At 66.7% G+C, this 23,125-nt stretch carries 19 protein-coding genes; 3 read left to right on the forward strand and 16 right to left on the reverse strand.

Annotation, left to right across the window (positions count from 1 at the left end; translation table 11 throughout):
* Positions 1-12: 12 nt before the first annotated feature.
* Genes A2G96_RS27845 through A2G96_RS27890 form a run of 10 tightly spaced genes read right to left on the reverse strand, consistent with a single transcriptional unit; the run spans position 13 to position 8,866 of the window.
* Positions 13-993: an acyl-CoA dehydrogenase family protein gene (locus A2G96_RS27845; RefSeq protein ID WP_082819124.1), complete on the reverse strand. Its 981-nt coding sequence runs from the start codon at positions 991-993 to the stop codon at positions 13-15.
* On the reverse strand, positions 977-2,149 hold the full coding sequence (locus A2G96_RS27850) for an acyl-CoA dehydrogenase family protein (protein ID WP_150124274.1): 1,173 nt from the start codon (positions 2,147-2,149) through the stop codon (positions 977-979). Before A2G96_RS27850 ends, A2G96_RS27845 begins: the two co-directional genes overlap by 17 nt.
* A gap of 16 nt (positions 2,150-2,165) precedes the next feature.
* Entirely contained in the window at positions 2,166-2,852 is a 687-nt protein-coding gene (locus tag A2G96_RS27855; protein ID WP_062803388.1) for a CoA-transferase, read from the reverse strand.
* A complete protein-coding gene (locus tag A2G96_RS27860; protein ID WP_062803389.1) occupies positions 2,840-3,517 on the reverse strand; it encodes a 3-oxoacid CoA-transferase subunit A in 678 nt (225 codons plus the stop codon). Before A2G96_RS27860 ends, A2G96_RS27855 begins: the two co-directional genes overlap by 13 nt.
* Before the next feature lie 2 nt (positions 3,518-3,519).
* The gene (locus A2G96_RS27865; RefSeq protein ID WP_062803390.1) at positions 3,520-4,413 is read right to left on the reverse strand and encodes a MaoC/PaaZ C-terminal domain-containing protein; all 894 of its coding nucleotides are present in this window, start codon (positions 4,411-4,413) and stop codon (positions 3,520-3,522) included.
* Positions 4,414-4,420: 7 nt separating this feature from the next.
* The gene (locus tag A2G96_RS27870) at positions 4,421-5,326 is read right to left on the reverse strand and encodes an SDR family NAD(P)-dependent oxidoreductase (protein WP_062803391.1); all 906 of its coding nucleotides are present in this window, start codon (positions 5,324-5,326) and stop codon (positions 4,421-4,423) included.
* A 4-nt stretch (positions 5,327-5,330) separates the two neighbouring features.
* Positions 5,331-6,500: a thiolase gene (locus A2G96_RS27875; RefSeq protein ID WP_062803392.1), complete on the reverse strand. Its 1,170-nt coding sequence runs from the start codon at positions 6,498-6,500 to the stop codon at positions 5,331-5,333.
* The gene (locus tag A2G96_RS27880; RefSeq protein WP_150124275.1) at positions 6,497-6,895 is read right to left on the reverse strand and encodes a Zn-ribbon domain-containing OB-fold protein; all 399 of its coding nucleotides are present in this window, start codon (positions 6,893-6,895) and stop codon (positions 6,497-6,499) included. The genes A2G96_RS27875 and A2G96_RS27880 overlap by 4 nt, the downstream gene beginning before the upstream one ends.
* Positions 6,888-7,841, reverse strand: coding sequence for a Bug family tripartite tricarboxylate transporter substrate binding protein (locus A2G96_RS27885; RefSeq protein ID WP_062803394.1), 954 nt, complete (start codon positions 7,839-7,841; stop codon positions 6,888-6,890). The genes A2G96_RS27880 and A2G96_RS27885 overlap by 8 nt, the downstream gene beginning before the upstream one ends.
* A gap of 50 nt (positions 7,842-7,891) precedes the next feature.
* A complete protein-coding gene (locus tag A2G96_RS27890; RefSeq protein WP_062803395.1) occupies positions 7,892-8,866 on the reverse strand; it encodes a Bug family tripartite tricarboxylate transporter substrate binding protein in 975 nt (324 codons plus the stop codon).
* 121 nt (positions 8,867-8,987) lie between these two features.
* Between A2G96_RS27890 and A2G96_RS27895 the strand changes: the two genes are divergently transcribed.
* Positions 8,988-9,890, forward strand: a complete 903-nt coding sequence (locus tag A2G96_RS27895; protein ID WP_167354401.1) for a LysR family transcriptional regulator — start codon at positions 8,988-8,990, stop codon at positions 9,888-9,890.
* Positions 9,891-9,926: 36 nt separating this feature from the next.
* On the opposite strand, the gene garD is transcribed toward A2G96_RS27895, so the two are convergent.
* A complete protein-coding gene (garD, locus tag A2G96_RS27900) occupies positions 9,927-11,492 on the reverse strand; it encodes a galactarate dehydratase (RefSeq protein WP_062803397.1) in 1,566 nt (521 codons plus the stop codon).
* Between the two features lie 377 nt (positions 11,493-11,869).
* On the opposite strand from garD, the gene A2G96_RS27905 reads away from it, so the two are divergent.
* Both A2G96_RS27905 and A2G96_RS27910 read left to right on the forward strand, forming a co-directional pair.
* Positions 11,870-12,925: a cyclase family protein gene (locus tag A2G96_RS27905; RefSeq protein ID WP_062803398.1), complete on the forward strand. Its 1,056-nt coding sequence runs from the start codon at positions 11,870-11,872 to the stop codon at positions 12,923-12,925.
* A gap of 537 nt (positions 12,926-13,462) precedes the next feature.
* A complete protein-coding gene (locus tag A2G96_RS27910; RefSeq protein ID WP_062803399.1) occupies positions 13,463-14,722 on the forward strand; it encodes an IS256 family transposase in 1,260 nt (419 codons plus the stop codon).
* Between the two features lie 993 nt (positions 14,723-15,715).
* Here the strand turns inward: A2G96_RS27910 and A2G96_RS27915 are convergent.
* The 5 genes from A2G96_RS27915 to A2G96_RS27935 all read right to left on the reverse strand — a co-directional run bounded on the left by A2G96_RS27915 (position 15,716) and on the right by A2G96_RS27935 (position 23,106).
* A complete protein-coding gene (locus A2G96_RS27915) occupies positions 15,716-17,215 on the reverse strand; it encodes a tripartite tricarboxylate transporter permease (protein WP_062803400.1) in 1,500 nt (499 codons plus the stop codon).
* Between the two features lie 13 nt (positions 17,216-17,228).
* Positions 17,229-17,735, reverse strand: a complete 507-nt coding sequence (locus A2G96_RS27920) for a tripartite tricarboxylate transporter TctB family protein (protein ID WP_062803401.1) — start codon at positions 17,733-17,735, stop codon at positions 17,229-17,231.
* 72 nt (positions 17,736-17,807) lie between these two features.
* Positions 17,808-18,803: a tripartite tricarboxylate transporter substrate binding protein gene (locus A2G96_RS27925; RefSeq protein WP_062803402.1), complete on the reverse strand. Its 996-nt coding sequence runs from the start codon at positions 18,801-18,803 to the stop codon at positions 17,808-17,810.
* A 90-nt stretch (positions 18,804-18,893) separates the two neighbouring features.
* Positions 18,894-20,060, reverse strand: coding sequence for a DSD1 family PLP-dependent enzyme (locus A2G96_RS27930; protein WP_231909672.1), 1,167 nt, complete (start codon positions 20,058-20,060; stop codon positions 18,894-18,896).
* On the reverse strand, positions 20,053-23,106 hold the full coding sequence (locus A2G96_RS27935) for an FAD-binding and (Fe-S)-binding domain-containing protein (protein WP_062803404.1): 3,054 nt from the start codon (positions 23,104-23,106) through the stop codon (positions 20,053-20,055). Before A2G96_RS27935 ends, A2G96_RS27930 begins: the two co-directional genes overlap by 8 nt.
* Between the last annotated feature and the right edge of the window lie 19 nt (positions 23,107-23,125).

Below are 23,125 nucleotides of genomic sequence, written 5' to 3' on the forward strand. Positions count from 1 at the left end.
TCTGGAATATGTTCACAGTACGCTCGCCAGCCGCTGAACCTGCGTTCGCTTGTGATAAACGCGCTTCAGGAACAGATGCGCGTCATGCTCCCAGGCAAAGCCAATGCCGCCATGGACCTGGATCGTCAGCCTGGTCGCCTGCGTGGCGGCCGCCACCACAAGGCGCGCCGCGATGCCCGCCACGCCCGGCGCCGCGCCGTCGTCCAACAGGGCACGGATGGCATAGCGCCCGTTGTCCAGCGCGACCCAGGCATTGGCCAGCGGATGCTTGATGGCCTGGTACTGGCCGATCGGCTTGCCAAACTGGCGGCGTTCTGTTGCGTACGCGACAGCCATATCCAGCGCGGCAGCCGCCGTGCCAAGGGTCTGCGCCAGTTCCACTGCCAGATACCTGCGCAACAGCGCCTGCATGCTGCCCAATGGCAGGTGAAAGCCGGCTTGCGCCGCCGGATTGCCAGCCGGAAGGCTTGCGAGCGCTCCGCACACGTCCAGGCCTGTGACCACCTCGACCTCGGCGCCGTCATAACGCCGGATGTGCCAGGCATCGTCGCGACCATCGGCGCGCGCTAGCCTGTAGTAGCACGCGCGCCGCCCATGGAAATCGATGAAGCGCCCGCTCGCGCCATCCTGCCCTGCCGGGTCCACGCGGCCGACGCCGGGATGCTGGCGCCATGGCAATACGGTGCCGGCACCGAGCAGTTCCGGAACCTGCTGGCACAGCGGATGCAGCACGTAGGCGGAAAAGGCCAGCGGCAGGTTGAGCAAGGACCGCCCCATCATTTCACCCAGGGCAAGCGGGTAATACGCCTGCGGTTCGGTCTCGCAGTCTGCGAGTTCAAGCCAGCCGCCCTCGTCGAGGAGCGCCCACTTTGCATAGTGCCCCGGCTCATCCAGCGTAGGGCCGCTGCGTGCATAGGCGACCGGGTGCTGCTCGCGCATGAGCCGGTCGAACGACGCGAGCAGCATGTCTTCCGCTTCAGCTTGGATTGGCATGTTTGTCCTTCGGAAGCCCCAGGATGCGCTCCGCAATGATGTTTCGCTGGATCTCGGAGGTGCCGGCCACGATTGTCTCGGCCCGAGACCACAAGAACTCCCTGACGACCGCGGCGTCTTCGCAGTACGCACCGGCAGCGTCAGGCCCGACCATGCCGCGCTCGCCCAGCAGGTCCAGCTGCAGCTCGATCACCTTCTGGCGCGTTTCGCTCCATAGCAGCTTGAGAATCGCGCCATCCGTGCCAGGCGTCTTTCCTGCCGCGACCTGGCTTACCACCTGTTCGACACGCCAGCGAATGACCTGGCAGCTGTCGCTGACCTCGAGCAGCCGATGGCGATAAGCGCCGGTATCCGCGTCGTCAAGCTGCGCCTGCTCCAGCAGCGTTCTGGCCCGATCCAGTTCGTGCTCGAGCTGCACCACCCGGGGCAGGAAATAGATGCCGCGCTCGAATTCGGCAGCCGCCATCGCAATGCGCCAGCCGTCACCAACCTCGCCAACGATGTGCCCGTCCGGTACCCGCACGTCCTCGAAGAAAACCTCGTTGTAATCGGCCTCACCGGTCAGCTGGCGGATCGGCTCGACGCGCACCCCGGGCGACCGCATGTCCACCAGCATGAAGCTCAGGCCCCGGTGTCCAACGCTTCCGGCTTCGGTACGGACCAGGGCGAAGCACCATCGCGCCAGGTGCGCCTGGGTGGTCCAGATCTTGTGGCCATTGACGACCCAGCCGCCGTCCGTCCTGGCTGCCCGCGTGCGGACCGAGGCCAGGTCGGAGCCGGAGCCCGGCTCGGAGTATCCCTGGCACCAGATCTCCGTACCCGCGCGAATGCCGGGAAGAAACTTCGCCTTCTGCGCGTCCGTGCCGAACTGCAGCAGCGTCGGCGCGAGAATCGAATGCGCAATGCTGTTGATCGGTTGCGGTGCGCCGAACCTGGCGCACAGCGCGTGAAAGGCAATCAGGTCCGACGTCGGCAAGCCGCGGCCGCCCAGCGCTTGCGGCCAGGTCAGCGCGACCAAGTCGGCGTCGCAGAGCAGTGCATTCCATCGGATGCGGCACGGCTGGCCAGGATTGGCATGCGCCGGAAATTCCTCGCGCAGCACTGCCAGGGCCTGCTCCAGCCATGCCGTGGCTTCCGCGACGATGTCTTGCTTCATGTCATTACGCTCCATGTCAGCCGCCTCGCCCGTCCGGTGGCAACGCGATCACGGCTGGCCTGTCGACCGGCCACGCGACCGGTCCGGATACCCACCGGGACAACGATTCAGGCCCCACCCCCGCAATCAGGCGCCGGGGCACGAAGTGGTCGTCTTCCACGTCGAAGACGCCGATCTCCGAATACACCCGGCTGACCACGCCCTGCGCAGTCAGCGGCAGCGAACAGCGGGAAACCAGGCGCGAAGCCGCGCAACGCGTCAGCGTCTCCATCATCACCCACACCGTTGGCGTGCCGACCGCAAGGTCCATGGCACCGCCAACGGAAGGCAGCGGATCGCCCTCGCCCAGCGCCCAGTTGGCGATGTCACCGTTGGCCGCGACTTCGAATGCGCCCAGCACGGTGATGTCGAGGTGCCCACCCCGCATCATGGTGAAGGACAAGGCGTGATCGCAAATCGAAGCGCCAGGCTGGAGCGCCACGTGCTCCTTGCTGGCGTTGATCAGGTCGGGGTCCGGCGGGACTTGCGGATCGCGTTGCGCCATGCCGAGAATGCCGTTCTCGCTATGCAGGTGAATGCCGAGGCCCGGCGCAATATGCTCAGTCACCAGCGTCGGCATGCCGATCCCTAGATTTACAACGGCATACCGCGGGAAATCTTCCGCCACCATGCGGGCGATCTCGTCTCGGGTCAGGTAGCGCATGATTCCCTCCGGACAACACGGCTGACAAAGACACTGGCCGTCACGATGTGGCAGGGGTCGAGGGCGCCGGTTGCCACGATGGTGTCGGCCTCGACGATGGTGGTCTTCGCCGCCGTACACATGACCGGCCCGAAATTGCGCTGGGCGTACCGGTATTCCAGGTTGCCGAGCCGGTCGGCACGCCAGGCGTTGATGAAGGCGTAGTCGGCATGCAGCGGTTGCTCCAGGATGTACCCCCGTCCGTTGATGACCCGCGACTCCTTGCCCGATGCGAACGGCGTGCCGTATCCGGTCGGCGTAAAAAACGGGCCCAGTCCTGCTCCGGCGGCGCGGATGCGTTCGACCAGCGTTCCCTGCGGCATCACGTCCACCTGCAGCTTTCCGGCCAGCACGAGTTCGCGCAGGACTTCAGAGCCCGGCATGCGCGGATACGAGCAGACAATGCGCCGCACGCGCCCGGCGCGCACCAGCGCCACGAAACTGGCGTCGCCCGCGCCGGCGTTGTTGTTGACGAGGGTCAGGTCGGTCACGCTGGTGCGCGCGAGCAATGCCGCGAGCAGCTGCGTCGGGATGCCGGAGCCACCGAATCCCCCCACGAATATCGACGCGCCAGAGCGGATGTCAGCAACCGCCTCTGCCGCGGATGCGATCACTTTGTCCTGCATGGTCATGCCTCCACGGAAGCCGATGATTGCCACGCGGCAACGCCGAACGCCAGTTCCCTGCCGCTATCGGCCTCGCTGCAACGGAAGCGCGTCGCTTCGGGCGACCGCCAGAGCTCGACCGCAACGGCGCGCCCCGGATACGCCATCCCGCTAAAGCGGATGTCGAGCCGGCAGACGAAGGCGTCCGCGCACGGCGGCGTCGTCATCACCGCCCTGGCCGCCAGGCCCGCCATCGACGCGCCATGCAGGATCGGCGCATCCAGGCCGGCCAGCTTCGCGCTGTCGGGATCGATATGCAGCGGATTCCTGTCTCCGGTGAGCCGGTAGATGGCGGCCTGGTTCCTGCTGACGGGAAGCACCAGGCGATCGTCGGGCTTGCGCTCCGGGGGGCGCGGGATCGGCGGCAAGGCATCGTCCGACTGCGAGGCGTCTCCCGCCGAATAGGCGCCGTCGCCGCGGCACACGTTGACCTGGTCCACGCGCGCGACCGGTTGCCCGGTCTGCGCGTCGAACAGGGACCGTTCGGTCACGACCAGCGCGCCTCCGCGCGCGCCCTTGTCCGTGATCCGCGTCACGCGGCTGCGGCTGACGACTTCGCCGGAAGTCGCAAGCCGGCGCAGCAGCGTCATCCGCATCTCGCCGTTCACGACCCGGCGCCAGTCGATGCCGTGTACCGCGTCGCGCATCCAGAAGCCGGGATACGCGAGGACCGCGACCATCGATGGCAGCATCTTCAGCCTTTCCTCATACAGGTACTCGACCTCATCGCCGATCGCGGGATCATCGCTCAGCCCGGCGCCAACGCCCAGCGCATAAAGAATGCAGTCATCCGGGCCGTAGGCGTGGCGCAGCGGTGCGAACGCGGCTGACTTGAGCCGGTGGTAATCGATCGCCATGGTGCGCTCACACCGGGTCCCACGCGAACACTTCCGCGGAGGTATCGAGCGGCATGAACGACTGGCGCAGCGCCGGCATGCCGTGGCTGGCAATCGCCTGCGGGGTCCAGCCGTCGGAACGGTGGACCGATTTGGCCGGGCGCGACTGGCTCATCAGGAAGATCTCATTGAGGCGGATCGCAAAGACCTGGCCCGACACGCTGGCCGATTCGTCGGACGCCAGATACGCGATCAACGGCGCAATGGTTTCCGGCCCCATGCGCCGGATCTTCTCGATATGGCGCGCCTGCTCGGCGGTCTTGGCCGGAATCGTTTCGGTCATCCGGCTCCAGGCAAGCGGCGCGATGCAGTTCGAGCGTACGTTGAAGCGCTGCATGTCCAGCGCGATCGCCTTGGACAGGCCGACGATGCCGAGCTTGGCGGCGCAGTAGTTGGCCTGGCCGCGGTTGCCGATGACCGCGGAATTCGACGTCATGTGGATCAGGCTGCCGCCCGACTGGTCCTTGAAGTGCTGTGCCGCGGCGTGGCTCACGTTGAAGGTGCCGTACAAATGCACCTTCACGACCGCATCGAAATCCTCCGGCGTCAGCTTGTGGAACATCTTGTCGCGCACGATGCCCGCGTTGTTGACCACGGCGTCGATGTGTCCGAAATTCTTCACCGCCGCCTCGATCATGCGCTGCGCGCCGGCATAGTCGGCCACCGAGTCGCCGTTTGCGACGGCCTTGCCGCCAGCCCGCACGATCTCGTCGACCACGCTCGCCGCGGCGTCTGCGCCGGCCTGCTGGCCGTCCAGCGAGACGCTGAGGTCGTTGACCACCACCGCCGCGCCCTGCCGCGCCAGTTCGATGGCCGCGGCACGGCCGATGCCGTTGCCCGCGCCCGTTACCAAGACGACTTTACCGTTCAGCATTGCTTTATCTCTCAGTTGAAAGGATGGTTGTGGCTTGTGCGCTCAGCACGCCGCCGTTGCCATGGACCAGGCAGGTCCTGGCGTTGCGCACCTGGCGCTCGCCGCACTCGCCACGCAACTGGCGCACGGCCTCGACCAGGCCAAACATGCTGTACATGCCGGGGTGGACGCAGGACAGGCCGCCGCCATTGGTATTCACCGGCAGCGCGCCGCCCGGGGCGATCCGCCCGTCCTCGACAAAGCGGCCGCCTTCGCCCTTCTCGCAGAACCCAAGGTCTTCGAGGAAAAGAATCGGATTGATCGTGAACGCGTCGTAGAGCTGCACCACGTCGATCTGGTCCAGGCTCGCCCCGGCCCGCTTCAGGGCCTGGGCGCCGGTGATGCGCGCGCCGGTCACGGTCAGGTCGTCCATGCACGAGATCTGGCGATGGTGATGCGAGGTGGCCGTCCCCAGTACGTAGACCGGCTGGCGTCTCAGGCTGCTGGCGCGATCCGCACTCGTCACCACGATGGCGCCCGCGCCATCCGTCACCAGGCAGCAGTCGCGTACCGTGAACGGCGACGACACCGGCTTGGCACCGAGCACCTCGTCGATCGTCAGCGGCTCGCGCCGGAACGCTTCCGGGTTCAGTTGCGCCCATTTGCGCGCCGACACCGCGACCTCCGCGAGCTGCTCGCGCGTGGTGCCGTACATATGCATATGCCGCATCGCGGCCAGCGCATAGCTGGTCGGTGGATTGAAGGGCTGGAACGGGTCTTCGAACGGATAGGGGTCCAGCCTGGCGCGTGCGGGCGACGTTGCCGAGACGCTGTTCCCACCGCGCGGCGTCGCGCCGTACGCAATCACGATGTTGCGACACAGGCCCGCGCGAATCGCCGCGGCCGCCGTCAGCAGATGGCCGACGAAAGACGCGCCGCCAATCTGCGTGCTGTCCGAAAACGCCGGCCTGAGGTCGAGGTACTCGGCCAGCTTCACCACCCACATCGACGAAGCCAGGCTGGCACTCATCAATCCATCGATCTCTGTCATCGCCAGTCCGGCGTCTGCGACGGCGGCGTGCACGGCGCGCGAGGTAATCTCCAGGTCGGTCTGTCCGCCGGCATCGCCAATGCCCGCAGTGGCACTGCCGGCGATGGCGATGCTGCCGCGCAACGATTGCTCCCAATCGATCATTTGCCGCCCTCCTCAAAGACAATGCGCGGCGGTTCCGTGCTCGCGTCGACGCGGGCAATCAAGCCCATGCCGATTACCAGCTCGCCGGGGCCGGCGGCCGGAACCGTCGACATCATGCGGAAGCCGTCGGCCATGTCGACCAGCACGACATTCCTGCCCGGGCTGGCGCCCTGCGGCGGAATCTCGGAGTAGGAGTAAAGCGTGCCGGCGGTCGTCATCGGCACCCACTGGTAGTCCGTGCTGCGGCACACCGGGCAATGCGTACGCGGGATAAAGAAGCGCTTGCCGCATCGCTGGCAGCACTGCACCTTCGGCGTGCCCGAGCGAAGCGCCGCGAAGAACGCCAGTTCGGGCGACTCCACACTGCGCACGGATGCGTAGTCGCGATTACTCATCCTTGACCCCCGCCTGCTGGATCACAGCCTTCCACTTGTCCATCTCCGACTGCACGAACGCCTTGTAGGTGGGCAGGTCCATGTTGCCGGGCTCTGATCCGGTCGAGCGGATGTAGTCGGAAGTCGCCTGGCTGGCGATGGCCTTGCGAAAGCCCTGGTTGAGCGTGGCCAGGACCTGCGGCGGCGTGCCGGCTGGCGCGTAGACGCCGACCCAGGTGGTCAGGTCGAAGCCCTTGTAGCCGAGCTCGTTCAGCGTCGGCACCGCCGGGTACTGCTCGCTGCGGCGCGCCGAGGCCACCGCGAGCGGCACGATCTTTCCGGATTTGAGGTAAGCATTGGCCGTGACCGACTCCGCGACGCCGAAAGGCACCTGCCCCGACACCAGATCGCCCATCGCAGGGCCTGCGCCCTTGTACGCGACATGCACCAGCGGCAGGCCGCTCTGGACACGCAACAGCTCGCCAACCACATGTGGGGCGCCGCCGATCCCGGCGGTGCCATACGGAATCGACGGATGCGTGCGCGCATAGGTTTTCAGGTCGGCGAACGTCTTCAGGTTCAGGTTCGCGTTCACCAGCACGAAGTTGGGGCTGATGGCCAGCAGCGCGACCGGGTCGAATGCCTTCCTGGCATCGTACGGAAGCGCCTTCTTCAACGCGGGATTGATGACGTGGCTGGTCGCGCCGACCAGGATGGTGTATCCGTCCGCGGGCCGCCGCGCCACATAATCGGTGGCGATCTGTCCGGTCGCGCCGGGCTTGTTGTCCACCACGAATGGCTGCCCGGTCTGCGCCTGCAGATCGGCCGCAACCCGACGCGCGAGGATGTCGGTCATGCCGCCGGCGGCGTAGGCCACCACCAGTGTGACGGGCTTGGCGGGGTAGGTTTCGCCGGCGTGCGCAACGGTGGCGAACGCCGCGATGGCAAAGGGAAGTGCGGATTTCAATGGAGTCTCCTGGTGTTATGACGCGGCCGCGACCGTGCTCGCGATGCCTGCTATTGCGGTTCGACGCCGCTGCGCTCGACGATGTCGCCCCACTTGCGGATTTCCTGGCTCACGAAGTGCTGGAAATCGGCGACCGGCATGCGGCCCGGCGTCGTGCCTTGCTGCCGCAGCATTTCCCGGAATGACGGCTCGTTCATCGCGCTGCGCGCGAGCTCGTTCAGCCGCGCCTGGATCGCGGGCGGCAGCCTTGCGGGGCCGTAGAATCCGATCCAGATCTCGGTTTCGTAGCCCGGCACGCCCTGCTCCGCGACCGTCGGCACATCGGGCAGGACCGCCGCGCGAGTCTTCGTCGTGACGGCCACCGGCGTGAGCTTGCCGGCCTGGATGTACTTGAGCGCAGTCAGTGCATCGACGAACGAAGCCTGTATCTGTCCGCCCAGCAAGTCATTGACGGCCGCGGCCGTGCCTTTGTACGGCACGTGCAGCAGCGGCGCACCGGTGCGGCTGGCGAGCAAGGCGCCCGACAGGTGCGTAGTGCCGCCGGTTCCCGCCGACCCGTAACTGACGCTGCCGGAGCGGCGTGCGAACGCGAGCAATTCCTGCAGATTGCGCGCGGGAACCGACGGATTGACCACCAGCACACTCGGCGTGCTAGCCAGCAGCGCAATCGGTGCGAAGTCTCGCTCCGTGTCATAAGGCAGGCGCCTGGTGATCGCCGGATTCACCACATGGGCCGTGGTGGTGACAAGCAGGGTATAGCCGTCAGGCTGCGCACGGGCGACCTTCTCCGCGCCGATGATGCCGCCCGCGCCGGGGCGGTTTTCCACCAGCACCGGCTGGCCCGTGGCCTTCTGCATCGTTGCGGCCAGTTGTCGGGCCAGCACGTCGGTCATGCCGCCGGCGACGAATGGAACCACCAGCGTCACCGGCTTCTGCGGATAATCGCCGCCCGCCAGTGCGCCTGACGAAAACAGCAGCAGGCAGACGCTGGCCAGGCAGCGCCGCAACGACAAGGTCCGGAACATTTCGTGTCTCCTCCATCTGGCGCGCGGTTTGCCCGCGTCGAATCACTGCAAGGCCTGATGGTAGAGACAGATGCATTCATGACACAATCGACTTCTTCTCATGAATCCAGTCGGTGCAGGAATGAACATAACCTTGCGGCAGTTGCGCCTGTTCCTGGCGGTCTTTGAAACGCAAAGCATTACCGCTGCTGCGGCCAGGCAGAACATCACGCAATCCGCGGCGAGCAAGGTGATTGCCGAACTCGAGACCCAGCTCGGCTTTGCGCTGTTCGACCGCACCACGCGGCGGGTGGAGCCGACCGATGCGGCCATCGAGTTCCATGCCTTTGCCGTCGACGTCATCGCCACCATGCAGGCGGCGACACGCAGCGTCGAGGAGCTCGCGGCGCTGAAGCGCGGCAAGGTCAGCATTGCCGCGTCGCCATTGATGATCTATGGCCTGCTCGCCGCGCCCATTACCGAGTACAGGAAGCGGTTTCCAGGCGTGCGTTTCGAGCTTCACGAGCTTTCCACCGACGAGACGGTGGCAAGCGTGCGCGCCGGCGCGGTCGACTTCGGCCTGGGTGCGGTCGAGGGCGAGCTGCCGGGCGTGGCCTCGGAGGTGGTCTACCAGGGACGCATGCGCGCCGTGGTGAGCAAGGATAGCCCGCTGGCAAGCCGCGAGCGGATACGGCTGGCCGACCTTGCGCGCTTCAACCACATCAGCCTGCGGCGCTTCTTCAGCGTGCGCAGGACGCTGGACCAGCTGGTTGCGGACAAGGGCGTAGTGCTGCCGAGCGGGGTGGAAGTCGGCACCTTGACCTCGGCGCTAGGGCTGGTCAAGCAAGGCGACAGCGTGCTGATCGCCCCCTCCTATGCCGCGAAGATTGCCGAGGAATGGGGCATGCGCACGATTGCCATCGTCGACATTCCGGCCGATGCGCATCGCCTGTCGCTGATCCAGCGCCGGCTTGGCCGGCCGACGCTGGCTACGCGCAAGTTCCTGCAGGAACTGATTCCGCGGCTGAAGGCGATCAGCGGATAGCGGGACTGACTGTGTGCCGGCCGCTCGGGCCGAAACTCAGGTCACCGGCGCCGGATTGAACAACACCAGCGCATTGCGGATCTTCCAATGCTCCGCCCATGACCTCCTGCCGCTGGCCACCGCCAGCAGCGTGTGGAACAGCTCCCAGCCCACTTCCTCGATGGTGGCCTCGCCGGTGGCGATGCGGCCGGCGTTGACGTCCATCAGGTCGTGCCAGCGCCGCGCCAGGTCATTGCGGGTGGAGACCTTGATCACCGGCACTTCCGCCAGCCCGTACGGGGTGCCGCGCCCGGTGGTGAATACGTGCAGGTTCATGCCGGCGGCGAGTTGCAACGTGCCGCAGACAAAGTCGCCGGCGGGCGTGGCGGCGTAGATCAGGCCCTTCTGCGTGACCTTTTCGCCCGGGCCGCTGACGCCGTGGATCGGGCCGGTGCCGGACTTGACGATCGAGCCCATCGCCTTTTCGACGATATTGGACAGGCCGCCCTTCTTGTTGCCGGGCGTGGTGTTGGCGCTGCGGTCGACCTGGCCCTGCTCCAGGTAGCGGTCATACCAGGCCATCTGCCGCACCAGCGCCTCGGCCACCGCGGGCGTGGCGGCGCGTGCGGTGAGCTGGTCGATGCCGTCGCGCACCTCGGTCACCTCGGAGAACATCACGGTGGCGCCGGCGCGCACCAGCAGGTCGGTAGCAAAGCCCACCGCCGGGTTGGCGGTGACGCCGGAGAACGCATCGCTGCCGCCGCACTGGACGCCCACCACCAGGTCCGACGCCGGACAGGTCTCGCGCCGGCGCGCGTTCAGGCGCGCGAGGTGCTTTTCCGCGGTGGCCATGATCGAATCGATCATCGAGGCGAAGCCCACGTGCTGCTCGGCCTGCAGGCACACCACATCGGGCTCGCCCTCCCTCTGGATCGGGATGGTGCCGGCGCCGATCAGGCGCGCCGGCTGCAGCTTCTCGCAGCCCAGGCTGACGATCATCACCTCGCCGCCGAAGTTGGGGTTCAGCGCGATATTGCGGATGGTGCGGATCGGGATGCCGGCATCGGGCGCGTCGATAGCCACGCCGCAGCCATAGGTGTGCTCCAGCCCGACCACGTCGTCGACGTTGGGGTACTTCAGCAGCAGCTCTTCCTTGATCCGGCGCACCGCGAACTCGACCACGCCCTCGACGCACTGCACCGTGGTGGTAATGCCCAGGATGTTGCGCGTGCCGACCGAGCCGTCGGCATTGCGGTAGCCCTCGAAGGTATAGCCGCCCAGCGGCGGCAGCGGCGTCACGCGCGTGCCGACCGGCAGGTCGTCCAGTCCAGGCGCGGCCGGCATGCGGATCACGCGCTCGTTGACCCAGCTGCCGCGCGGCAGGTCCCTGAGCGCGTAGCCGATCACGACGTTGTAGCGGATCACCGCGTCGCCTTCGCGCAGGTCCGCCAGCGCCACCTTGTGGCCTTGCGGGACGGCCTCGGCCAGCGCCAGGCCGCAGGGGAAGGTGGTGCCTGCGGGCAGGCCATCGTCATTGGCAACGATGGCGACGTTGTCGTGCGCATGCATCGTGATGTAGAGGGGGCGCGACGCCTGCGGGGCCGCGGTAGGGGTCACTGCCATGTCTGCTCCAGCCCGGCAATTAAACCAAGGGCATGTGTTACGTTGTCTGACAACATTTTACCGATTTCATTGGTTCTTCGGCTGCGGGTTATCCCTTGATCGGGCCAGTTTTGGGCGCACCGTGTCACACATTTACCCCTTGTTGTACGACAACACATATGCCGCAGCCACGCCACGATCAGGCAAAAGCCGCCATTGCTGCACCGCAAAATGACCGTTCCCTGCGACATGGCCTATAAGAGTGCAACCGGTTTCATGCCAGATGACGCCGGCCAGTCTACGCGCCGGCCCCAAGTCACACCCCTGCCCGGCGCCAAATTCCATTCCGCACGCCTGGCCGTTTCCCGCGGCCAGGCACACGACAGGAGGCACCACTCATGCGCTGGAAGCAACGTCCGCAAGGTTCCAACTGGGGCGACTTCGGCCCCGACGACCAGCTCGGCCGCATCAACCTGATCGGGCCCGAACAGGTCATCAAGGGCGCGCGCGAGGTGCAGGCCGGCCTGAGCTTCTGCCTGTCGCTGCCGCTGGACTACCCGGGCGGCAACAAGCTCAATCCGCGCCGCCATCCGCCGGTGCTGCGCCCGACCTTTCGCGACGACTCGCCCTACACCAACTTCCCGCTGGCGAAGATGGATCCTGCCGCGACCGATGTGATCAGCGACGACCAGGTGCTGATGTGCCTGCAGTACAGCACGCAATGGGACGCGCTGGCGCATGTGGGCGCGCTCTTCGACGCCGACGGCGATGGCCGCGCCGAACGGGTCTACTACAACGGCTACCGCGCCAACGAGCATATCGTCGGGCCGGTCGACTACGCCGAGGACGACAACTTCGCGGCGCACCCGTGCGGCCACGACCACAGCGCGGCGCACGCGCTCGGCATCGAGAACTTCGCGGTCAAGGGCATGCAGGGACGCGGCGTGCTGGTGGACCTGGCGCACGTGTTTGGCATGGACTTTCGCAACGTCGGCTACGACGACCTGATGCGCGCGATGGAAACCGGCAAGGTGGAGGTCGAACGCGGCGACATGCTGCTGCTGCGCACCGGCTTTGCCGAAGTGGTGCTGTCGATGCAGCGTGAGCCCGATGAGGCCGTGCTGCATCACAGCTGCTGCGCGCTCGACGGGCGTGACGACAAGCTGCTGGACTGGATCACCGATGCGGGGATCGCGGCGCTGATCGCGGATAACTATGCGGTGGAGCGGTACCCTGCCCGGCCTGCGCCCGAGGGCGAATCGCACCATCCTTTGCTGCCGCTGCATCACCATTGCCTGTTCAAGCTGGGATTGCCGCTGGGGGAGCTGTGGTATTTGCGGGAGCTGGCGGATTGGCTGCGGGGGAATGGGCGGACGCGGTTTCAGTTGACGGCGCCGCCGTTGAGGTTGCCTGGCGCCGTGGGGTCGCCGGTTACGCCGGTTGCTACGGTGTGAGTGTTTTTGGGATTCGTTGGCACTGCGGTCGGTGGTCGTGCTTGGCGGGCGCTGCTGTTTCGCCGGCGTAGCCGGCGACCTCCTTTCTGTCCGAGCGACAGAAAGGAGGCAAAGAGCGCGTCGCCTAAGCGGCTGGCTAAGGCGGCGTTGGTAGTTCGGGCGGTGGTGACTTGCGGTCGTGCTGGTGGTGGTTCCACCCTGCTGACGCTACCTGGATGTGCCTGGCGTTCGAGGTCGGATGGACGAACCCGACTTTAGGTCGGTGGCCGCCTTCTAACGGCGTTATTGGTGGGACGCCTTCGGCTGCGCTGCGCGCGCTCCCTATCTCAGGTCTTGGGCACTGGCACGGAGTGCGTCGCTGCGCTCGCACGCGTTGACGCGGGCGAGCCTTCTGGTTTTTATTGCCCGCTTGTTTGCTCCCCTCTCCCGCGCGCGGGGCGGGGGTGAGGGCGGGCGCCTCGACGAAGTCGGGCCTATGCACGGGGGCCTGTCAGAAATTTTGTGTTTAGGGCATAACATGTCGCCAAGGAGCATGTCATGCCACGTAGAAACAAGACGAGCCAGGCCGCCGATCGTGAGCTGCCGACCATTCCCGAGGATCTGATCGCCCATTTCGTAAAGGGTCCGATGACTGCCGAGGCCGTGCAGGACGCCTCAATGGCATTCAAGAAGGCCCTGATCGAGCGGGCGTTGGGCGCCGAGCTCGGCCATCATCTGGGTTACCCGGCTGGCGCTGAGCGCCCAGCCGGCACAGCCAATCAACGCAATGGCAAGAGCGCTAAGACGGTTTTGACCGAGGACGGGCCGCTGCGAGTGGACATACCGCGCGACCGCGACGGCAGCTTCGATCCGATCCTGATTCCCAAGCACGAGCGGCGCTTCACCGGGTTCGACGACAAGATCGTGGCCATGTACGCCCGCGGCATGACCGTGCGCGAGATCCAGGCTTTTCTGGGCGAGCAGTACGGCACCGAGGTGTCGCCAGAATTCATCAGTTCGGTCACCGATGCGGTCATGGACGAAGTCACCACCTGGCAAGCCCGCCCGCTGGAGGCGATGTACCCGGTGGTGTTCTTCGACGCGCTGCGGGTCAAGATGCGCGAGGACGGCGTGGTACGCAACAAGGCCGTCTATCTGGCCTTGGGCGTGCTGCCCGACGGCACGCGCGACATCCTTGGCCTGTGGATCGAGAGCACCGAAGGCGCCAAGTTCTGGATGAAGGTGTTCAACGACCTGAAGACCCGTGGCACGCAGGACATCCTGATTGCAGTGACCGACGGGCTCAAGGGCATGGAACAGGCCCTGAATGCGGTGTTCCCGGCCACGACGCTACAGACCTGCATCGTGCATCTGATCCGAAACAGCTTGAGCTACGCCGGTTGGAAAGAGCGCCGGGCCGTGGCTGCGGCGCTTAAGCCCGTGTACACCGCGCCCACTGTTGAGGCGGCGCTGGCCGAACTGGCGGCATTCGAGCAGAGCGAATGGGCTAAGAAGTACCCCCCGATCGCCGCGTCCTGGCGTCGCGCCTGGGATCAAGTGATCCCGTTCTTTACGTTTCCGCCGGCGATCCGCAAGATCATCTACACGACGAACGCGATCGAGAGCATCAACGCGCAACTACGTAAGATCATCAAGACGCGGGGGCACTTCCCCAGTGACGAGGCGGCAACGAAGCTGCTATGGCTGGCCCTGCGCAACATCACCGGCAAGTGGGGCAGCTCAACGCATGACTGGAAAGCTGCCATGAACCAGTTCGCGATTCTCTATGAGGAACGCTTTACCCACCCGCATCACTGAGATAATGCTGGCTCACCGGTTACGTCGACGGTGAGCCTTTAACTGCCCTGAACACAAAAACGCTGACAGGCCCATGCACGGCGGTGGCCCAGGCAATCTGCCGTTACCCCATCAACGCCTTTGCCTGCGCTACGCGCAAACACCAAAAGACCGTCAGCCCATATCGAGCCTGCGCAGCAGCCGCAGGCGTCCCCGCGATATCGCCCGCAGCAGGCTGCCTACACCCTGTTGGGATCGTTCAATAGTCAGTGATCGTAGGCACCGCCCCTGACTCACATAGCGTCAGCAGGTTCGAACGGGCACCCACGCCAAACGGAAATCACCACCGCCCGACCCACCAACGCCGCGGAATTGATTGCCAGCCGCACAGGCGACGCGTTTTTTGGTTACTTTTTGGGGCTCGGCCAAAAAGTGACCCGCCCAGCAGGGCGGAACCACGCGGTTCAAGCGCCGACAGCATGTCACCAACAGCAACTACTCAAATCCGCCCCCGATCCACATCAAGAAGGCCGCGCGACGCTAGCGGAGGGCGGCGGGCCTGACGACGAGGGTGGAAGACCGATGCAAACACCAAGCCGGCCAGCCTTGCGGCTGCCTCGTGTCCGGCCCGCCATGGATGACAAGCGCGTATGCGGAGACAGGCGGCGTCGAAGACGCCGACCTGTGGTGCTTGCAGTTCGGGCTTCCACGCCCGGCCACCGTTGTGTGCGATGACCGTGTCAGTCTCCCGCATTAGAGTCAGGAACTCGATAAGACAGTTCCCATTCCTGAGCGGACGCGGCATCGTGCCGTCGCTGCACCCGTTCGCAAATAGCCGATCTCCGAAACAATTCCTCAAGACATGCCTTGGCTGGTGAAGTGGCAGATTGGCGGTCGTGACTTCGTTGATACTCCTGCCCTCTCCCCCGCCCCTCTCCCGCAAGCGGGAGGGGCGAAAACATGCGGGAGGGTCGGCTCGTCGGGCTGGCCCGCCCAAGCACGGCGACCCGACCTTCAGGCAACCCCCTTCCTGCCCCGCATCCTCAAATCACTAACCACCGGCCACACCAGCACGAACACCGCCAGCCCCATGATCGTCCCCACCAGCCCGTTCGACCAGAACACATCCAACGCCCCGGACGACACCAGCATCGTTTGCCGGAACGCGTCCTCGGCCCGGTCCCCCAGCACCAGCGCCAGCACCATCGGCGCCAACGGGTAATCCAACTTCTTCAACACATAGCCCACCACGCCGAAGCCCAGCATCAGCCAGACGTCGAACAACGCGCCGTTGACGGTGTAAGCGCCGATGGCGCAGATCACCAGGATCAGTGGCGCGATGATCGAGAACGGAATGCGCAGGATTGCCGCGAACAGTGGCACGGTCGACAGCACCACGATCAGTCCGACGATATTGCCCAGGTACATGCTGGCGATCAGCCCCCAGACGAACGGCCCCTGCTCGGCGAACAGCAGCGGTCCGGGCTGCAGGCCCCAGATCATCAGGCCGCCCAGCAGCACCGCCGCGGTGGCGGAACCGGGAATGCCCAGGGCCAGCATTGGCAGCAGCGCGCTGGTGCCTGCCGCGTGTGCTGCGGTCTCGGGTGCGACCACGCCTTCGACATTGCCCTGCCCGAACGAATCGGGATCCCTGGCCATGCGCTTGGCCACGCCATAGCCCATGAACGACGCCGCGGTGGCGCCGCCCGGGGTGATGCCCAGCCAGCAGCCGATCACCGACGAGCGCAGCACCGTCAGCCAGTAGCGCGGCAGTTCGGCCCAGGTCTTCAGCACCACCTTCAGGTCGATGCGGGCCTGCTTGCCGCGGAAGGCGACGCCCTCTTCCATCGTCATCAGGATCTCGCTGATGCCGAACAGGCCGATCACCGCCACCAGGAAGTCGAAGCCGCGCAGCAGCTCGGTCGAGCCGAAGGTCATGCGCAGCGTGCCCGATACCGTGTCCATGCCGACTGCCGCCAGCACGAAGCCCAGGCACATCGCGATCAGGATCTTGGGCTTGGACTCCTTGCCCATGCCGACGAAGCTGCAGAAGGTCAGCAGGTACACCGCGAAGAACTCGGGCGGGCCGAAGCGCAGCGCGAACTTTGCCACCAGCGGCGCCAGGAAGGTGATCAACAGTACGCCGGCCAGCGCGCCCAGGCACGAGCCGGTGAAGGCCGAGGTCAACGCCTTGCCGGCCTCGCCGCGCTGCGCCATCGGGTAGCCGTCGAAGGTGGTGGCCACCGACCAGGCTTCGCCCGGAATATTGAACAGGATCGAGGTGATCGCCCCGCCGAACAATGCGCCCCAGTAGATGCAGGACAGCATGATGATGGCCGACACCGGGTCCATCGAAAACGTCAGCGGCAGCAGGATCGCCACGCCGTTGGGCCCGCCCAGGCCTGGCAGCACGCCGACCACGATGCCAAGCAGGATGCCGACGAACATCAGGCCGACGTTCTGCCACGACAGCGCCACGGCGAAGCCGCCCATCAATGCATTGAGTTCCTCCATGATCCGCTCCTCCCTAGTAGCCCAGCGCCGCTTCGAGCGGGCCCTTGGGCAGCGGTACGCGGAACTGGATCTCGAAGATCCAGAACAGCAAGGCATTGATCCCGACGCCGGTCAGCGCGGCCTTCCACCACGCCGCCTTGCCTACCCACACCATGAAGCCGGCGATGAAGGCCGCCGATGCCACGTAGATCCCAAGCAGCCCGATCAGCCCGACATACACGGTCAGCGGCAGCAGGATCACGCCGACCTGCCGCAGTTGCTGCCACGTTGCAAACACGACGGTGCGGTCCGCTCGCAGCGCCTGCACGCCGACCAGCACGCTGCAGACCAGGATGATGATCCCGACCCGCATCGGGAAATAGCCCGCTTCCGGCCCGTCCGGCGCCCAGCCGGCGCCGATGGCGTAGTTGCTCCAGATCACCACCAGCGCGCCGGCCAGCAGGCACAGCGCCACTGCCAGCTCCACCGCCTTGACCGAGATGCCGGCGCCCGCATGCGCCGCTTCCTGTTGTGAATCCATGTTGTCCCCCCGCCTTGCTTCAGGCCATCGGCTGCGCCGCGCGGCGCAGCCCGTTGGTGATCCGTGCCAGCGTCAGCGCGCGGCGACGAAGCCCGCCTCCTTGATGATGTCGCGGTGCGCGGCTTCGTCGCGCGCCAGGAAGTCGGTCAGGGCCTTGCCGGTCAGGAACTCGTTCTTCAGCGCGCTCTTCTCCAGGTATTCCTTCCACTCCGGCGTGGCCACGATCTTCTGCATCAGGTCGACGTAGTACTTCTGCTGCTCGGGAGTCACGCCGCCCGGCATCATGAACACGCGCAGCATCTGGTATTGCACGTCGAGGCCCTGCTCCTTGCAGGTCGGCACGTCGTACCAGCTCTGGGTCTGCGTGACCTTGGCGTTGTAGGCCATGCGCTCCGGCGCGAACACGCACAGTGCGCGATGCTCGCCGGCGCGCCACTGGCCGATCGATTCGGACGGGTTGTTGACGTTGGCGTCGATATGCTGGCCCGACAGCTGCGTGGCGGCTTCGCCGCCGCCCTTGTACGGCACGTAGATAAAGCGGGTGCCGGTCTTCTTCTGCACCAGCGCGCTGATGATCTGGTCTTCGCGCTTGGAACTGGTGCCGCCGACCTTGATCTTGCCCGCGCTCGCTTTGGACGCATCGATGAACTGGGCGATGGTCTTGTACGGCGCCGCGGCATTGGTCCACAGCACGAACTCGTCCTGCGCGATCATCGCCACCGGGGTCAGGTCGCGCCAGCTGAACGGCAGGTGGCTGACCATCGGCACCGTGTAGAGCGCCGACGAGGCCACCAGCAGCTTGTGCGGATTGCCCTGCGATGCCTTGGTATCCATCAGCCCTTCGGCGCCGCTGGCGCCCGCCTTGTTCAGCACGATCACCGGCTGGCTCATCAGCTTGTGCTTGGCGATGATGCCCTGGATCGACCGCGCCATCTGGTCCGAGGCGCCACCGGCGCTGAACGGCACCACGATCTCGACCGGCTTGGCCGGCTCCCATGCCCATGCGCTGAAGCAGGCCGTGGCACCCACCACGGCCGCCAGGGTCTTCCTGACTGTGTTGCATTGCATCGTTGGTCTCCTTTGGCTTTGACTACCCGCCGCTTGATGCGGCTCTTCTTTCTTCTCTCTTATCTTTCCTTGCTGCGCTGCCGCGCGGCATCAGCAGCTCAGGCCGCGCGCCGCGATGTCCCACAGCTCGGCCACATGCCCGTCGCGGCAGCACACGTATTGCGCGCGCAGGTTCGCGGTGGGGTCGCAATGGCCGGGCACCAGCCAGAGCTTGCTGCCCAGCAGGCTCTGGCCGTCTTGGTCCAGCACCTGCAGCACGCCGTGCTCGTCGTTGGCCGCGACATAGCGCAGCCACTGGCTGCCCGGACCGGACCACAGCCGCGGCAGCCCCGAATCCACCGCGAGCGACTTCAGGCCCGCATCGCACACCGCCACGCCGGCGCGCGCGGTGCTCATCACCGTGGTCGACAGGAACAGGCCGTGCCGCGGCTGGAAGCGGCCGGGCCATTCGCTGGCGCCATAGTGGCCGTCCAGGAACACGTAGCTGCCGGGCTGGATCTCGGTATAGACGCCGCTCTCGCAATCGAACTCCGCGGTGCCGCTGCCGCCGCCGGTAACGACCGGGCAGGCGATGCCGCGGGCACGCAGGTGCGCCACGTAGGCGCCCGCCTGTTCGGCGGCGCGCCGGGCCGCGTCGCGGCGCTGCGTCCAGTGCGCCAGGTGCTGGGCGCCGCCGTGATACGCCTGCAGCCCGCCGAAACGCAGCGACGGCGCCGCGCCGATGGCATCGGCCAGCCGGCTCAGCGCTTCGGGGCTGTCGACACCACAGCGCCCCTGCCCGACATCGGCTTCCGCCAGCACGGTGATGCGCACTCCGCCGGTGGTCGCCGCGGCGGCAATCGCGGCCACCTGGCGCAGGTCGTCCACGCACACGCTCAGGTCCACATGCCGGGCCAGTTCCACCGCCATCGCGAGCTTGTCGGCGCCGACGAACTCGTTGCTGATATGGATTCTGGCAATGCCGGCGGCGGCAAACGGATAGGCCTCGCTGAGCTTCTGGCAGCAGATGCCCACCGCGCCGGCGGCGATCTGCCGCTGCGCAATCGCGACCGACTTGTGCGCCTTGGCATGCGGGCGCAGCGCGACGCCGGCGGCATCGGCAAGCGCCTGCATCCGCGCCACGTTCTGGTCGAAGGCGTCGAGGTCGACCAGCAGCGCCGGTGTGCCGACGTCCTCGACGCGATCGCCGATCCTTGCCGGCGCCGGCGGCTGCAGGCGGGCACGATCGTGGACCGGATTGCGCATCGGCTCAATCATGGCGGCCGCCCTCCAGCGCCATCGCCAGCACCCGCGCCACATGCATCGCCTCGGCCTGGGCGCCGTCGCGGATCTGGTGGCGGCAGCTGGTGCCGTCCGCGACCACAATGGCATCGGCGCTGCGCCGGCGCACCGCCGGCAGCAGCGACAGCTCGGCCATCGCCTGCGAGGCTTCGAAATGCTCGGCCTCATAGCCGAAGCTGCCGGCCATGCCGCAGCACGATGATTCCACCGGCGCCACCTTCAGGTCCGGTATCCAGCCCAGCACGGTCTGCACCGGCGTGAAGGCATCGAAGGCCTTCTGGTGGCAGTGCCCGTGCACGATGGCCTCGGAGACCTGCAGCGGCCGCAGCGGCAACGCCAGCCGGCCGGCCTCGCGCTCGCGCACCAGGAACTCCTCGAACAGGAACGACAGGCTGGCGAGCTGGCGCGCCTCGTCGCCATAGCCATAGCCGAGGAACTCGTCGCGCAGCGACAGCAGGCACGACGGCTCCAGGCCGACCACCGGCACGCCGCGCTCGACGAACGGGCGCAGCGTATCGAGCAGGCGCCGCGCCTCGGCCTTCGCCTGCTCGACCAGTCCCGCGGCCAGGAACGTCCGGCCGCAGCACAGCGGGCGTTCGCCGGCGCGGGTGTTGAAGTGCACGGTATAGCCCGCGGCTTCGAGCACGGCCTGCGCGGCGCGCGCATTGTCGGGCTCCATGTAGTTGCTGAAGGTGTCGACGAAGAGCAGTACCTCGCGGCCATCGGCCTTGCTGCCGGCATCGTTGGATGTGCTGTGGCGTCCCGCCAGGAACGGCGCGGCGAAGCGTGGCAGCGACCGCTGCGGGGCAAACCCGAGCGCGCGCTTGATCCAGCCGGAGACCCCGGGCAGGCTGTCGGCCAGCGCCAGCAGGCCCGGCACTCGGCTCGCCGCCGGCGCATAGCGCGGCAGGAAGGCGACCATGCGCTCGCGCAGGCTGATGCCGTGCCGGCTGGTCCACGCATGGCGCGCCTCGATCTTGAACTTCGCCATGTCGACGCCGGTCGGGCAGTCGCGCTTGCAGCCCTTGCACGAGACGCACAGGTCCAGCGCCTCCTTCACTTCGGCGCTGGCCAGCCCGTCGCTGCCGAGCTGCCCGGTCAGCGCCAGCCGCAGCGTGTTGGCGCGGCCGCGCGTGACGTGCTGCTCGTCCTTGGTCACGCGATAGCTGGGGCACATGGTGCCGGCGTCGAACTTGCGGCAGTGGCCGTTGTTGTTGCACATCTCCACCGCCGATGCGAGGCCGTGCGTGGCGGTATCGTTGCCGGTGCCCGGCGCGGTCTCGGCGCCCGTCTTCGGGTCGCGCCGCACGTTCCATGCCGACCAGTCCAGCGCCGGGGTCAGCGGCAGCGCGGCGTAGCCGGGCGCGAAGCGGAAGTTCTCCCGCGCATCCATGCGTGGCGGGCGCACGATCTTGTCGGGGTTGAAGCGGTTGTCGGGATCGAACAGCGCCTTGATCTCGCTGAACGCGGCGTTGATGCGCGGGCCGTATTGCCAGGCCACCCACTCGCCGCGGCACAGGCCGTCGCCGTGCTCGCCGGAATAGGCGCCCTTGTATTCGCGCACCAGCTCGGCCGCCTCTTCCGCGATCTCGCGCATGCGCAGCGCGCCGTCGCGGCGCATGTCCAGGATCGGCCGCACGTGCAGCGTGCCGACGCTGGCATGGGCGTACCAGGTGCCCTCGGTCTCGTGCTTGTGGAAGACCTCGGTGAGGCGGCGGGTGTATTCGGCCAGGTGCTCGAGCGGCACCGCGCAGTCCTCGATGAACGAGACCGGCTTGCCGTCGCCCTTCATGCTCATCATGATGTTCAGGCCGGCCTTGCGCACGTCCCACAACGCCTTCTGCGCCTTCTCTTCCGGCATCTTCACCACCGCGCCCGGCAGGCCCAGGTCGGCCATCAGCTCGGCCAGCCGGTCCAGTTGCGCCAGCAGCGCCTGGCGGTCGTCGCCGGCGAATTCCACCAGCAGGATGGCCTGCGGATCGCCGGCCAGCGCGCGCTCCACCACCGGGCGGAAGGCGGGGTTTTCCATCGACAGATCGATCATGGTGCGGTCGACCAGTTCCACCGCCACCGGTTGCAGCGTGACGATATGCTGCGTCAGGTCCATCGCCTGGTAGAAGGTGGGGAAGTTGACCACGCCCAGCACCTTGTGCGCCGGCAGCGGCGCCAGCTTCAGCGTGAGCTGGCGGCTGCAGGCCAGCGTGCCCTCGGAGCCGACCAGGATATGCGCCAGGTTGGCGTGCCCGTCGTCGGTATAGGCGCGCGGGTTCTGGCAGTCGAACAGGTCGATGTTGTAGCCGGCGACGCGGCGCAGCACCTTGGGCATGCGCTCGGCAATCTCGCCGCGCTCGCGCGTGGCGATGCGCTGCAGGCCATGCAGGATGCCTTCGGCTCGCCCCGATGCCACCGGCTGCGCCAGCGAACCGAAGTGGCACTCGCTGCCGTCCGCCAGCACCGCATCGATGGCCAGCACGTTATGCACCATGTTGCCGTAGGCGATCGAACGCGAGCCGCACGAGTTGTTGCCGGCCATGCCGCCGATGGTGCATTGCGCCCCGGTGGAGACGTCGACCGGGAACCACAGCCCGTGCGGCTTGAGCCAGGCGTTCAGGTGGTCCAGCACGATGCCGGGCTCCACCGTCACCGTGCGCGCGCCGGCATCGAAGGCGACCACGTTGTTGAGCCACTTGCTGGTGTCGATGACCAGCGCCTCGCCCACGGTCTGGCCGCACTGGCTGGTGCCGGCGCCGCGGGCCAGCACCGGCACGCGCTGGTCGCGCGCGATGTCGAGCGCGCGTACCAGGTCGGCCTGGTCGCGCGGCACCACCACGCCGAGCGGCATGATCTGGTAAATCGAAGCATCGGTGGCATAGCGGCCGCGCGCGGCGCGGTCGAACAGCACGTCGCCGCGCAACTCCTTGCGCAGCAGCGCCGATAGCGGCGAGAGCGAAGAGGTAGCCCGGCGCTGCGCGGGCACCAGGTGGATCGGCTTGACCAGCAGGGAGGACGAAGTCATGTTCATGGCATGCAAGAAACAAGGG

Source organism: Cupriavidus nantongensis, from assembly GCF_001598055.1.
In the GTDB taxonomy this organism is placed as follows: Bacteria; Pseudomonadota; Gammaproteobacteria; order Burkholderiales; family Burkholderiaceae; genus Cupriavidus; species Cupriavidus nantongensis.